The sequence below is a fragment of the Pseudomonas sp. NPDC089392 genome, assembly GCF_044749595.1.
In the GTDB taxonomy this organism is placed as follows: Bacteria; Pseudomonadota; Gammaproteobacteria; order Pseudomonadales; family Pseudomonadaceae; genus Aquipseudomonas.
The window spans coordinates 40,791-54,515 of the sequence record NZ_JBIVIF010000028.1; the positions used below are offsets into that span (position 1 = coordinate 40,791).

Here is a 13,725-nt window from a genome sequence, read left to right on the forward strand (position 1 = left end):
GTTTCGGGCTCACGCTGTACCTGTGTAGGAGCGGCCTTGTGTCGCGATGGGCTGCGCAGCAGCCCCGGCAATCTGTGCAGTAACCGAGATCATGGGCTGCTGCGCAGCCCATCGCGACACAAGGCCGCTCCTACAGAGGAGAAGGTGCCACTCAACGCATAGTAGACAATATGTATAACACCGATAGACAATGACGAAATGTCGCACTCGACGGCCGATGTGCCACCTGCGGCATGCACCGTGCTAGTTCGTTTATCGGAGTATAAAAATGCAAAAAATCACTTCGTTACCTGGTGATGACGCCCGTCCGGGCTGGTACCACACCAGCCCCAAGCGTCAACCGCGCCCGGGCCATACGGGTCGCAAGGAAGCGCGCTGGACCATCGTCGGCGCTGGCTTGACCGGTTTGGCAGCGGCGCGCCAGCTGGCGTTGAACTTCCCCAATGAAGAGATCGTGCTGGTCGAAGCCCAGGAAGTCGGCTTTGGCTCCGCCGGCCGCAACGCCGGCTTTGCCATTGATGTGCCGCACGATATCGGTGCCAAGGACTACATCGGCGACGTCACCACGGCAACCAAGATCCTGCGCCTGAACACCCTCGGCCAGGACTACCTGCGCGACATCGTCGAGCGCAACGGCATCGATTGCCAGATGTCCGACTCTGGCAAGTACCAGGCCGCCGTCGGTGCCAAGGGCATTGCCATCCTAGAGGCCTACCGCAGTGGCCTGGAGAAGATCGGCTGCAGCTCCACCCTGATCGACGAGCAAGACCTGCCGGCGCACATCGGCACCTCGTACTACAAGAAGGCCCTGCACATCCCTGGCACCCTGCTGCTGCAGCCCTCGGCACTGGTCAAGGGCCTGGCCGACAACCTGCCAGCCAATGTCACCCTGTACGAAAACACGCCGATCACCTCGATCGACCAGGGCGGCAAGATCACCCTGGTGCATGAGCGTGGCAGCATCGTCACCGACAAGCTGATCCTGGCCAACAACGGCTTCGCCTCGGCGTTCGGCTTCCTCAAGGGCCGCCTGCTGCCAACCTTCCTGTACGCCAGCCTTAGCCGCCAGCTAACGGCCGAAGAGCAGGCCCGCCTGGGTGGCCAGCCCGTGTGGGGCGTAATCCCTGCGCACCCGTTCGGCAGCACCGTGCGCCGCACCGCCGACAACCGCATCCTGATCCGCAACAGTTTCAACTTCTACCCGGACGGCCGCCCACGGGCCAACGCCCTGCAGGGCCACCTGCCCACCCACCGCAAGTCGTTCGAGCGGCGCTTCCCGATGCTCGGCAATGTCGAGTTCGAATACTCCTGGAGCGGCGCCATCTGCCTGTCGGAAAACCACGAAGGCTTCTTCGGCCAGCTGGCGCCGAACGTGTATGGCGCGCTGTGCTGCAACGGCCTGGGCATCACCCGCGGCACCGCCACCGGCAAGCTGCTGGCCGACTGGCTGGCCGGCGAGCGCAACGAGCACATCGACTTCTTGCTGGCGTCGCCGGGCCCGAACAAGACCCCGCCGCAGCCGTTCCTGTCCATCGGCGTGAACTCGGTGCTCAAGTGGGGCCAGTTCCGCGCCGGCCTGGAAGTCTGAGCTTGCGGGCCTTGTGCCCGCCCCTGCTGCACCGCATTACCAACAGATCAAGAGAGCATCATGCGTTCCACTGCACCACCCGTCATGATTGACGACGTTGAAATCAACAGCTTCCATCAACTGCTCACCCTGCGTACCGGGCTGGGCTGGGTGATGGTCGGCTATATCCTCAGCATCATTGGCGTAGCCACAATTCCCATGTCGGCCTCGCTGCAATTGAGCGGCTTCTGGCAAGGCATGGTCGCCGCCATGGCGCTGCTTGGCGTGTTCGCCGGTGGCTTCTTCGGCGGCTGGCTGACCGACCGCGTGGGCCGGCAGAAGCTGTTTTTCGTCGCCCCGGCCATTGTCATGCTGTCTTCGGTAGCCATGCTCTGGGTCCAGGACCCGCTGGCCCTGTCGTTGTTGCGCCTGCTGTGCGGCTTGGCTGTCGGTATCGAATACACCGCTGCCGGCTCGCTGCTGACCGAGTTCATTTCGCAGAAATCGCGGGGTTCGCGGCTGTCGCTGCTGACCGTGCTGTGGTTCGTCGGCGCCGCGCTGGCGTACATTGCCGGCAACTTCATGCTGGCCGATGCCGGCCCCGAGCAGTGGCGCACGGTCATGGCCAGCCCGGCGATCATTGCCGGCCTGCTGTTGATGGCGCGCCTGGGTACCCCGGAATCACCGCGCTGGCTGCTGAGCAAAGGTCGCCGCAAAGAGGCTGAACGGGTGATCCGCAAGGTCTATGGCCGGAATTTCTCGCTGCGCAATATCAGCGATGACGGCGCCTCGGGTGAAGCCATGTCGTTCATCGACGCCCTGCGTGCCGGCTATGGCAAGCGCATCCTGTTCGTGGTGATGTTCTGGGCCTGCGCGGTGATCCCGCTGTTCGCCGTGTATGCCTTCGTGCCCAAGCTGTTCCAGGCACTGCAGCTGACTGGCAACCTGGCTGCCTACGGCTCGATAGGGATCACCCTGATCCTGGTGTTCGGCTGCTGCGTCGCGACGTGGCTGATCAACTATCTGGGGCGGCGCACCATCATCATCCACAGCTTCCTGTGGTCGGGGCTGGCACTGCTGGGCCTGGGGCTGTTCCCGGATGCCCAGGGCTGGGTGGTGCTGTCGCTATTTGGCGCTTACGCATTGTTTATCGGCGGCGCGCAGGTGCTGGAGTTCGTCTACCCGAACGAGCTGTTCCCTACTGAAATCCGCGCCTTCGCGGTGGGCATGGGTGCCTCGCTGGCGGCGTTCAGCTCGGCCATCGGTACCTGGCTGGTGCCGATTTCGCTGGAGCAGTTCGGCATTGCCAACACCCTGTTCGCGGCTACCGCCATTACCATGCTGGGGCTGGCCGTGTCGCTGGTGCTGGCGCCGGAGACCAAGTCGATGAGCCTGCAGGAAGCGGCGGCCCTTTAAACGCTGACCCTTGTAGGAGCGGCCTTGCGTCGCGATGGGCTGCGCAGCAGCCCCGAGATCTCGGACCATGCACAAATCGCCGGGGCTGCTGCGCAGCCCATCGCGACGCAAGGCCGCTCCTACAGGGCCTGTGCATGGTTTGGAGGATCAGATACCTTCGCGGGCCAGGTCCATGGCGAAGTAGGTCAGGATCAGGTCGGCGCCGGCACGCTTGATTGCGCCAATGCTTTCACGCACCACCCGGCCTTCATCAATGGCGCCGGCCAGGCCGCCGAACTTGATCATCGCGTACTCGCCACTTACCTGGTACGCCGCCAGCGGCAGGCGCGAGGCGGCGCGGATGTCGGCGATCACGTCCAGATAGGCACCGGCCGGCTTGACCATCAGTACGTCCGCCCCTTCCTGCTCGTCGAGCAGCGACTCGCGCACGGCTTCGCGGCGGTTCATCGGGTTCATCTGGTAGCTCTTGCGGTCGCCCTTCAGGGCAGTGCCGCCGGCTTCACGGAACGGGCCATACAGCGACGAGGCGAACTTGGTGGAATAGGCCATGATCGCGGTGTCGTGGAAGCCGGCGCCATCCAGCGCGCTGCGGATCGCTTGTACCTGGCCGTCCATCGCTGCCGATGGGGCAATGAAGTCGGCACCGGCAGCAGCGGCAATCACTGCCTGCTTGCCCAGGTTGGCCAGGGTCGCGTCGTTGTCCACGCCGTGGTCGTGCATGACACCGCAGTGGCCATGGCTGGTGTATTCGCAGAAGCAGGTGTCGGACATCACCACCATTTCCGGCACGGTGTCCTTGCAGATACGCGACATGCGCGCCACCAGGCCGTTTTCGTTCCAGGTGTCGCTGCCAACGGCGTCCAGGTTGTGCGACACGCCAAAGGTCATCACCGACTTGATACCGGCGCGGGCATAGCGCTCGATTTCCTGGGCCAGCAGCTTCTCGGGAATGCGGTTGACCCCAGGCATGCTGGTGATCGGCACGAAGTCATCGATGCCCTCTTCGACGAAGATCGGCAGGATCAGGTCTTCAAGGCGGAACTCGGTTTCCTGGAAGATCGTGCGCAGGGACTCGTTCTGGCGCAGGCGGCGGGGACGAACGGACGGGAATTGGTTGGACATGACAGCTCCAGGGAATTTGAACGGCGTATACCTTATGCCTGTGGCGCGCCAGTGAAAAGGGCAAATGACGAGATATTGTCTTGCATCAAAGGCAATGACTGGCCTGAGGCATAGTTCTCCTGTGCCGGCCTCTTCGCGGGTGAACCCGCTCCTACAAGGACCCCGCAGCATTCGAGCCTGAGGTAATCCTGTAGGAGCGCGTTTACCCGCGAAAGGGCCCGTACAGGCAACATATTACTGAAGCCAAGGCGGCGTCGGCTCCTCTGCCTTGGCCGGCCCATGTTCGGCCTCGGCGCGAGCGGCACGGCGGCGGGCATCATCCAGCCGGGCGGCATCGATCTCGCGCATCACCCCGCCCACGTCAGCTTCATGCTCATCTTCCTCGAACAACCCGGTCAATGCGGTATCGGGCAGCAACTTGCCGGCCTCATACAACGCCCACATCTCCTGCGCATACCGGGTGCTTTTCAGCTCCGGGGCGAAGCGCCCGAAATAGTGGGCCATGTTGTCCACATCGCGCTGCAGCATGCTGAAGGCATGGTTGTTGGCTGCCGCATCCACTGCCTGGGGCAAATCGATGATCACCGGCCCATCGGGGCCGAGCAGCACGTTGAACTCGGACAGGTCGCCATGCACCAGCCCGGCACACAGCATCAACACGATCTGGCGGATGACGAAAGCATGGAAGTCGCGGGCATCCTCGGCTTCAAGGTGCACATCATTCAGGCGCGGGGCCGCGTCGCCGTCGGCATCGGTCACCAGCTCCATCAACAACACGCCGTCCTGGAAATCGTAGGGCTTGGGCACCCGAACACCAGCACCGGCCAAACGGAACAGTGCCGCCACTTCGGCGTTCTGCCAGGCATCTTCGGCCTCTTTACGGCCGTACTTGCTGCCCTTGGCCATGGCCCGGGCCTGGCGGCTGTTGCGCACCTTGCGGCCTTCCTGGTACTCGGCGGCCTGGCGGAAACTGCGCTTGTTGGCTTCTTTATAGACCTTGGCGCAGCGTACCTGGCTGCCGCAGCGCACCACATACACGGCGGCTTCCTTGCCACTCATCAGCGGCCGCAGTACTTCATCGACCAGGCCGTCTTCGATCAAGGGTTCGATTCTTTTGGGTGTCTTCATCAGGCTGCGTTCGGGGTCCTGGCTGTAATGGCGGACATCCTCTCACAGCCTGCTGCGACTTGCTCGTCTGTCTTCAGGCCAAGCGAATCAGGCACCCTGCCCTACGCTGCCAACTGCCACCCCGCGCGACCGACGGCGCGTGACCAGCAGGCCGGAACACACCACCAGTACCGCCAACACCATGGTCGATACCACTTCCAGGCGGTGGTCCGGTCGGAACAACATCAATACCAGCACGCTGCTGATGAACAGGATCACCCCCCAGGTCAGCCATGGGAACAGCCACATGCGGTAGTCCAGCGTCTTGCCTTGTGCGGTCAGGCGCTGGCGCAGGCGTAGCTGGCTAATGGCAATCACCAGGTACACCAGCAAGGCAATGGCGCCCGAGCTGGCCATGAGGAAGCCGAACACCTTGGCCGGCACCAGGTAATTGGCAATCACGGCCAGGAATGCGGCCCCCGTGGACAGCAACACCGCCACCACTGGCGTGCCACTGCGGCTAGTCACCTGGGCACAGGCCGGGGCGTCACCGCGGCGGCTCAGCGAATAGACCATGCGCGAGGCGGTGTACAGCGACGAGTTGAGGCAGCTGGTTACCGAAGTCAGCACCACGAAGTCGATGATGGCCTTGGCATTGGCCACACCCAGGGTGTCCAGCACCGCGAAATAGGAACCCTCGGTGGCCAGGCGCGGGTCAGTCCACGGCACCAGTGCAATGACGATGAAAATCGACAGGATATAGAACAGCGTGATCCGCCAGATCACCGAGTTGGTGGCTTTGGAAATATGCTTGCCCGCCTCGTCGGACTCGGCCGCGGCAATGGTTACCACCTCGGCGCCGAGGAACGAGAACATGGTGATCAGCATGGCGCTCAGTACCGCACCAAAGCCGTTGGGCATGAAGCCACCGCTATCCCACAGGCGCGAGACACCGCTGACGCCGGAACCTGGCAGCAGGCCGAAAATGGCGCAAACACCCAGCGCGATGAAGCTGACGATGGCCACCACCTTGACCAGTGCCAGCCAGAACTCGAACTCGCCGTAGTTCTTCACACTGAACAGGTTGGTGGCGGTCAGCAGCAAGGTAATCACCAACGACAATACCCAGATTTCCAGCTGCGGAACCCAGGAGTTGATGATGGTGGCGGCGATATTGGCCTCGATGGGGATGATCAGTACCCAGAACCACCAGTACAGCCAACCGATGGTGTAGCCGGCCCATTTGCCGATGGCGAGGTCGGCGTAGGTGGAAAACGAGCCGGTGTCCGGCGATGCAACGGCCATTTCAGCCAGCATGCGCATCACCAGCACCACCAGGCCGCCCGCCAGGATATAGGCCAGGATGGTAGCCGGCCCTGCTTCGGCGATGGCGCGGCCGGAGCCGACAAACAGGCCGGCGCCAATCACGCCGGCAATGGACAGCATGGTGACATGCCGTGATTTCAATCCATGACTCAAATTGTTCTTGTGGGTTTGCATGGCGCTACCTTGTTGTTTTTGTCATGCCCACGCTGGGGCCGCCGGCTGCACGTCACCGACGCGGGCGCGAAAAAGCCCGCCCTGCCCTAGATGGTGAGTAGGGCAGATCGGGTTGAGTAAATCGAAACCGCAGAAGGTGTTACCGGGGTGTCAGCTGGCCGCCCGCTGGCTGGCCGTTAGATCTGCCTTGGGAAAGCTGCCGCCCTGCAGGCTGACTTGCTCACGCACCTTGTCGACGATGTAGGCGCCGATCGGAATGGCCGAGGTGGCGGCGGGCGATGGTGCGTTGCATACGTTGACGCTGCGCGCGGTGTTGACGAACAGGAAGTCGTCGATCAGCTTGCCGTCGCGCGACACCGCCTGGGCACGCACGCCGGCCGGGTATGGCGTGAGGTCGGCCTTGGTGATGCTCGGGCAGTACTTTTGCACCTGCTTGAGGTAGCCACCCTTGAACAGCGAGTTTTTCATCTCGATCATGCCCGGGCGGAAGTTCTTCGCCAGCACCTTGAGGATGCCGGGGGTGGTCAAGGTCTGGAACAGGTCGCTGGGGCTGACGTCGGTCTTGCGGTAGCCCTCGCGCTTCATCGCCAGCACCGCGTTGGGGCCGACGGTGACGGTGCCGTCGATCATGCGGGTCAGGTGCACGCCCAGGAACGGCATCGACGGGTCGGGGATCGGGTAGATCAGGTGGTTGACGATCTGGTTGTGCTGTTTGGGCAGCAGGTAGTACTCGCCGCGGAACGGGCAGATGACGAACTCGGTGCGCAGGCCCAGCATGCTCACCACACGGTCGGCCATCAACCCCGAGCAGGTCACCAGGAAGCGGCTGCGGAACTCGTCGCGCTGCGTGCGCACGATCACTTCGCTGGCTTGCTCCTGCAGGCCGACCACCTCGGCGCCATAGCGGATTTCGCCGCCAGCGCGCTGGAATTGGGCGCCCATGGCCGCGGTCACCTGCGCGTAATTGACGATGCCGCTGGACGGCACGAAGATGCCCCCCATGCCGACGATGTTGGGCTCGCGTTCGCGCAACTCGTCTGCCGACAGCCAGTAGCGCTCCAGGCCGTTGGCCTCGGTGCGCTCCCACAGCGCTTTCATGCGCTGCATTTCCAGGTCGTTGGTGGCTACCAGCAGCTTGCCGCACTCATCGAAGCGAATGCCGTGCTCGGTGCAGAAGGCCTTGGTGGCCTTGTTGCCTTCCAGGCAGAAGCGCGCCTTGAGGCTGCCGGGGGTGTAGTAGACGCCGGCGTGGATCACGCCACTGTTGTGGCCGGTCTGGTGGCGGGCCGGGCCGGACTCTTTCTCCAGCAGGAGAATCTTCGCGTCCGGGTAGACCTTGATCAGGTGCATGGCCGTGGACATGCCCACAATGCCGCCGCCAATAATGATGAAATCGTACACAGCCTTACCTCACACGCAGGCATTGCCTGGCTGGCTCACCAAGGCCCGCGCGGGCCCTGGTGGCATTGTTTTGTGCAACGACGCGTGGGCGGGCGCCCGCCCCGCGTCCTGTCATTATTGCCCGCGCTGGTACAGCGGTTTAGGGAAGGCGACGTAACCACGCTGGCGCATCAGTTCACGGCGCAGGCCATCGTGCGGGGTGAAACGGTCGCGACCATGCAGCCAGAACAGGTTGTTGATTAGCAGGAAGCTGCCCACCCCCACCGGCACCGAAACCTTCTTCTCGCTGCCTTCCAGCGAATCGGACAAGGCGTTCAGCCAGATGCCTTCCTCGTAGTTTTCCGGCTGCACGAACTGGTCAATGTAGCGCATGGTCGGGCGGCCTTCGGCATCGGTATCGAATACCGAGTGGAACACATCTTCGGCAACTTTCTTGCTCGGCGGTGCGGTCCAGCGCATTTCCCGGCGTGCCATCGGGTGGCGGAAGAATTCCTCGCACTGCTCCCAGTCGTCCAGGTGCAGCAGCAGGGAGTTGCCGCCTTCCATGTTCTTTTCGTCGATCTTCAGCATCAGCACGTAGTCGGTGATCTGGTTCACGAAGGTGCCGTCGTTGTGCAGCTCCATGACCCGGTGCGGCTGGCGCAGGTAGCTGTCGGAGTTGTCGCTGTTGACCACCACGAAACGCGCATAGAACTGGCCGCTCATGGCGTCGTAGTTGGAGCGGCCGATCAGGTGCGCACAGGCGGTGGTGAACTTGACCATGTCCTCGGCCTGGCTCACGTCATCCAGGCCCAGCGGGGTGATCAGCATGCCGCCGCTGGCACGGTCGAGGATGGTGTTGAGCAGCACCGGGCGCAAGGTGCCCTGGCACAGCTCGTCAAGGATTTCGCCGACACGGAAACGCAGGAACGACTTGTACTCCAGCGCCTGCACCGGCCACTCGGCCACGGCTTTGACGAACGCTTCGACGGTTTCCTGGGCAAAGGTCAGTTGCAGCAGGCGCGGCGATTGTTTCGAGGGGGCGATGGTGTAACCACGCGGTTCGAGCGGCAGCGGCATCACAAGTTCGTCGATCTGCGTAAAGGCGTTCATGGCAGTGTCCTGGCTTAAAAGGTGGGTGGCGCCGTCCGGTGGTGTGACCTGGATCAGTGCGGGCGAAGTAAAAATATCGCCACTCACGCAAAATGTCTACATTTTTATGTTTCGACGATACTTGTCGTGATTGTCCATTGTTTTTCGTCAGCAGAGGGTTTCGGTATGATCGGCAAAACGTTTTGAGGAACAGGATCTTGGAAGCGCTCGCCCCCCGACAAAACTCAGCATTCAGCGGGTATGAGAGGCTCAAGAAGGACATCATCCGCGGCGTGTTCAAGCCCGGTGAAAAGCTGTTGATGAGCACCCTGAAGGAACGCTACGACCTGGGCGTGGGCCCGCTGCGCGAAGCGCTGTCGCAACTGGTGGCCGAGCACCTGGTCAACGCCATCAGCCAGAAAGGCTACCGCGTGGCGCCCATGTCGCTGGACGAGATGAACGACATCTACGATGCCCGCGCCAACCTGGAGGCGATGATCATCGCCCTGGCCATTGAGCGCGGCGATGACGCCTGGGAGGCGTCGGTGCTGGCTCACTCGCATACCCTGGCCAAGGTGGTGGAAGTGAAAACCCGCGAGCAGCGCCTGGATGTGTGGGACGAGCGCCACAAGGCATTCCATACCGCCATTGCTTCGGGCTGTGGCTCCAAGCACCTGCTGCAGGCGCGCACCTACCTGTTCGACCAGGCTGAGCGCTACCGCCACCTGTGGCTGACGCAGACGGTGTTTTCCGAACAGGCGCTGGAACTGAAGCGCCAGGAGCATGCGGCGCTGGTCGAGGTGATCCTGGCCCGCGACGCCAAGCGTGCCAGTGCGATGATGCGCTCGCACCTGATGACCCCGGTGCCGATCATTGCGCAGATCATGCATGCTGAAGGGATAGGCGCACGCTGAAACACCGCGGCGCCTGCTTCGCGGGTAAACCCGCGCCTACAGGACAGCGCCGGCCTCAAGGGCGGTGATATCCCTGTAGGAGCGGGTTTACCCGCGAAGAGGCCAGACCAGGCAAACACCCTAGATGAATTTTTCTTAAATCGCCGGTTGGCTATTCTTTGGCACAATCAAGTCTCTATTAGATGCCCAGGATCCAGCATGCCTCGCGTACTGACCATCGAAGACGACGCCGTCACCGGCCAGGAAATCGTCGCCGAACTTACCAGCCACGGCCTGGAGGTGGATTGGGCCGACAATGGCCGAGAAGGCCTGGCCAAGGCCATAGCCGGCGGTTACGACCTGATCACCCTCGACCGCATGCTGCCCGAGGTCGATGGCCTGACCATCGTCACCACCCTGCGCAGCCTCAAGATCGCCACGCCGATCCTGATGATCAGCGCCCTCTCCGACGTCGACGAGCGAGTGCGTGGCCTGCGTGCCGGCGGTGACGACTACCTGACCAAGCCCTTTGCCTCTGACGAAATGGCCGCACGGGTCGAGGTATTGCTGCGCCGCAACAGCGTGCCCATGACCCAGACCCGCCTGCAGGTCGCCGACCTGCAACTGGACCTGATCAGCCACGAGGCGCGGCGCGGTGACAATACGCTGAATTTGCTGCCGACCGAGTACAAGCTGCTGGAGTACCTGATGCGCCACAGCGGCCAGGTGATCACGCGGATGATGATTTTCGAGGAAGTCTGGGGCTACCATTTCGACCCCGGCACCAACCTGATCGACGTGCACATCGGCCGCCTGCGCAAGAAAATCGACTCACCCGGCCAGTCGCCGCTGATCCGTACCGTACGGGGCTCCGGCTATGCCATTGCTGAACCCGTCTAAGGGCTGGAGCTCTTCGACCAGCCGTCTGCTGGCGCTGTACAGCTTTCTGTTCGTGGCCTGGAGCAGCATCCTCATGGGGGTGCTGTATTTCGAGGTATCCAGCTACCTGAACAAACTCACCCGCCATTCCATGCTGCAGCGCCAGCACCTGTTCGCGCACATGAGTGGAAAACAGCTGGACGACGCCCTGATCGCCAGCCAGGCCTTCGAAGAACGCAGCTTTGACGCCTACGGCCTGTTCGACCCCCAGCTCAACCCGATTGGCGGCAGTGTTCGTACCCTGCCCCCAGAGCTGCGCCTGGACGGCAAAATCCATGAGCTGAAGCGTTGCCTGGATGCCGACGACCCGCGCATGCCTCGCGACAGCTGCGACGCGGTCGCCATCAAGGTCCAGGATGGCCGCTGGTTGGTGCTGTTCCGCGATAATGGCTCACTGTTCGTGGTTACCCGTATCATTCTCGATGCCCTGCTCTGGGGCATCTCGTTGACCCTGATCCCGGGCTTTGCCGGTTGGTACCTGCTACGGCGCCGGCCGCTCAAGCGAATCCGCGCGATCCAGGCCCAGGCCGAGCTGATCGTCGCTGGCGACCTGACGCACCGCCTGCCACTGTCGGCCCGGCGCGACGAGCTGGACATGCTGGCGGCCATCGTCAATGCCATGCTCGACCGCATCGAGCGGCTGATGCATGAGGTCAAAGGCGTGTGCGACAACATTGCCCATGACCTGCGCACCCCGCTGACCCGCTTGCGCGCCCAGCTGTACCGGATACGCCAGCAGAGTGACGTGGACTCTGCGCAAGCCGAGGCGCTGGACCAGGCCATTGGTGAAACCGACACCCTGATGGCGCGTTTTCGCGGGTTGCTGCGTATCAGCGAACTGGAAGACCGCCAGCGCCGAGCGGGCTTCGTCCAGCTTGACCCGCACGAACTGCTGGTGGAGTTGCACGACTTCTACCTGCCGCTGGCTGAAGATGGCGCTATTCGCCTGGCGCTGCGCCAGCCTGCCCAGCTACCCGCGCTGCACGGTGACCGCGAACTGCTGTTCGAGGCACTGGCCAACCTGGTGGGCAACGCTATCAAGTTCACGCCTGAAGGTGGGCAGGTGCGGATCACCGCAACCCAGGACGACAACGGCGTACATGTGGCCATCGAGGACAGTGGGCCGGGTATTCCGGAAGCGGAACGCACTGCAGTGCTGAAACGCTTCTACCGCAGCGACGAAGGCCACCGGCATGCCGGGTTCGGGCTGGGCTTGTCGATCGTTGCGGCAATCGTCGACTTGCACGGGTTCGGGTTGGAGATTGGCGAAAGCGAGTTTGGGGGGGCTAAGTTGGTGATGCACTGCCCGCTGGCCGCATGTCTTGGAGTTTAGGTTGATGCGAAGATCGAGCGCCGCCCGCGCGGCGCTTCGCGGCACAAGGCCGCTCCCACATCTGTTTCGGGCCAGTTATTCCTGTGCCAGGTGGGTGGCAGCCTTGGTGCATGGCTGGAGATCGATGAAGAGCAACTGCGTCCCCTTCGATATCAAATGGGACAAACAAGGCGGACAGCGGTGACTTCACAGAAGTGACTGGCCCGAAATAGACAGTGGGAGCGGGCTTGCCCCGCGAAGCGCCGCGCGGGCGGCGCTCGATCTCACAGGCGCTGAAAATCTTGTGACAAGCACTCAATGCACCGCCACTTCCTGCCGCCCCGCCCAGCCCTGGCTACGGGCCCGGTATTGCCTTGGCGCAATGGCAAACAGCTCACGGAAACGCCGGTAGAAATGCGGGAAGCTGACAAACCCGCTGGCCACGGCCACTTCGGTCAATGACTTGCTGGTGTGCTGCAGCAACTGCCGTGCATGGGTCAAGCGCAGTTCCAGGTAATAACGCGGTGGCGTGGCCTGCACATGGCGGCGGAACAGGCGCTCCAGGTGCCGGCGGGACAAGCCGGCATGCTCGGCAATTTCGTCGATGCCGATCGGGTCCTCGATATTGGCGTGCATCAGCTCCAGCGCCAGGCGCACGCCTTTGGGCAGGCTGGGGTCGATTTCCGGCGCGCTGGCCGGTGCGTCACTCATCACCCGCGCGCGGTCACAGGCCAGCATCTGCTCCACGGCGCGGCGCAGCGGCGCGCCACCGCAGTGTTCAAGCAAGGCCAGCATCATGTCCAGCGCGCTGCTGGCACCTGCACAGCTCATGCGGCGGCGGTCCAGCACATGGGCCTGGCGGCTGATACGCACCTTGGGGAACAACTCGTTCATCATCGCCCGGCCATCGGGGTGGAAGGCGCAGTCGTGGTCGTTGAGCAAACCGGCTTCGGCGAGGAAGTAGGCACCGTTCCACAAGCCGCCCAACTGGCAGCCGTGCTGATCGGCCTGGCGCAGCTTGGCACGCAGCTGGGGGGCGGTTTCCAGGCGAACGCGGAAGCCACCGCACACCAATAGGCAGTCCAGGCCCTGTACGTCGAGGTCGGCAAGTTGGGTGTTTACCGGCAAGGCGATACCCAGGTCGCTCATCACCTGCTCGCCCTCGCCCACTACGTAAATCTGGAACAACGGCGTGGCGCTCATCAGGTTGGCGGTGACCAGGCTGTCCATGGCGGCGGTGAAGGCCATCATCGAGAAGTGCTCACGCAGAACGAAAGCCACGCGCTGGCACGGCATTGAAAGGGATGTGCGGATGGCGGGGTCCAGGTGGGCCAGGTTGGTGTTCTTGAGGATGCTTTCGAAATGGCTCATGGCTTTAACTCAACAGCGGAAATCGC

Annotated in this window: 11 protein-coding genes; 5 read left to right on the forward strand and 6 right to left on the reverse strand. The window is 62.9% G+C overall.

The window, feature by feature from the left end:
• Positions 1-268 precede the first annotated feature (268 nt).
• Positions 269-1,588: an NAD(P)/FAD-dependent oxidoreductase gene (locus ACIP1G_RS21585; RefSeq protein ID WP_400740618.1), complete on the forward strand. Its 1,320-nt coding sequence runs from the start codon at positions 269-271 to the stop codon at positions 1,586-1,588.
• A 60-nt stretch (positions 1,589-1,648) separates the two neighbouring features.
• A complete protein-coding gene (locus tag ACIP1G_RS21590; RefSeq protein ID WP_400740620.1) occupies positions 1,649-2,983 on the forward strand; it encodes an MFS transporter in 1,335 nt (444 codons plus the stop codon).
• Positions 2,984-3,130: 147 nt separating this feature from the next.
• Here ACIP1G_RS21590 and hemB read toward each other — a convergent pair whose 3' ends face one another.
• The 5 genes from hemB to glaH form a co-directional block, all read right to left on the reverse strand.
• Positions 3,131-4,105 carry a porphobilinogen synthase gene (gene hemB / locus ACIP1G_RS21595; protein ID WP_201203840.1) on the reverse strand — a complete coding sequence of 325 codons (975 nt, stop codon included), beginning with the start codon at positions 4,103-4,105 and terminating at the stop codon, positions 3,131-3,133.
• 234 nt (positions 4,106-4,339) lie between these two features.
• A complete protein-coding gene (locus ACIP1G_RS21600) occupies positions 4,340-5,233 on the reverse strand; it encodes a PA4780 family RIO1-like protein kinase (protein ID WP_400740622.1) in 894 nt (297 codons plus the stop codon).
• An 87-nt stretch (positions 5,234-5,320) separates the two neighbouring features.
• A complete protein-coding gene (gabP, locus tag ACIP1G_RS21605; protein ID WP_400740623.1) occupies positions 5,321-6,712 on the reverse strand; it encodes a GABA permease in 1,392 nt (463 codons plus the stop codon).
• Between the two features lie 150 nt (positions 6,713-6,862).
• A complete protein-coding gene (lhgO, locus tag ACIP1G_RS21610) occupies positions 6,863-8,113 on the reverse strand; it encodes an L-2-hydroxyglutarate oxidase (protein WP_400740625.1) in 1,251 nt (416 codons plus the stop codon).
• A gap of 114 nt (positions 8,114-8,227) precedes the next feature.
• The gene (gene glaH, locus ACIP1G_RS21615) at positions 8,228-9,205 is read right to left on the reverse strand and encodes a glutarate dioxygenase GlaH (RefSeq protein WP_400740626.1); all 978 of its coding nucleotides are present in this window, start codon (positions 9,203-9,205) and stop codon (positions 8,228-8,230) included.
• A gap of 197 nt (positions 9,206-9,402) precedes the next feature.
• Here glaH and csiR point away from each other — a divergent pair, with 197 nt between their 5' ends.
• The 3 genes from csiR (at position 9,403) to ACIP1G_RS21630 (ending at position 12,349) form a co-directional block, all read left to right on the forward strand.
• Positions 9,403-10,098, forward strand: coding sequence for a DNA-binding transcriptional regulator CsiR (gene csiR / locus ACIP1G_RS21620; RefSeq protein ID WP_400740628.1), 696 nt, complete (start codon positions 9,403-9,405; stop codon positions 10,096-10,098).
• A gap of 198 nt (positions 10,099-10,296) precedes the next feature.
• Positions 10,297-10,977, forward strand: coding sequence for a response regulator transcription factor (locus ACIP1G_RS21625; protein WP_012272507.1), 681 nt, complete (start codon positions 10,297-10,299; stop codon positions 10,975-10,977).
• The gene (locus tag ACIP1G_RS21630) at positions 10,955-12,349 is read left to right on the forward strand and encodes a sensor histidine kinase (protein WP_400740630.1); all 1,395 of its coding nucleotides are present in this window, start codon (positions 10,955-10,957) and stop codon (positions 12,347-12,349) included. Before ACIP1G_RS21625 ends, ACIP1G_RS21630 begins: the two co-directional genes overlap by 23 nt.
• A gap of 294 nt (positions 12,350-12,643) precedes the next feature.
• On the opposite strand, the gene ACIP1G_RS21635 is transcribed toward ACIP1G_RS21630, so the two are convergent.
• A complete protein-coding gene (locus tag ACIP1G_RS21635; RefSeq protein WP_400740632.1) occupies positions 12,644-13,699 on the reverse strand; it encodes a GlxA family transcriptional regulator in 1,056 nt (351 codons plus the stop codon).
• Between the last annotated feature and the right edge of the window lie 26 nt (positions 13,700-13,725).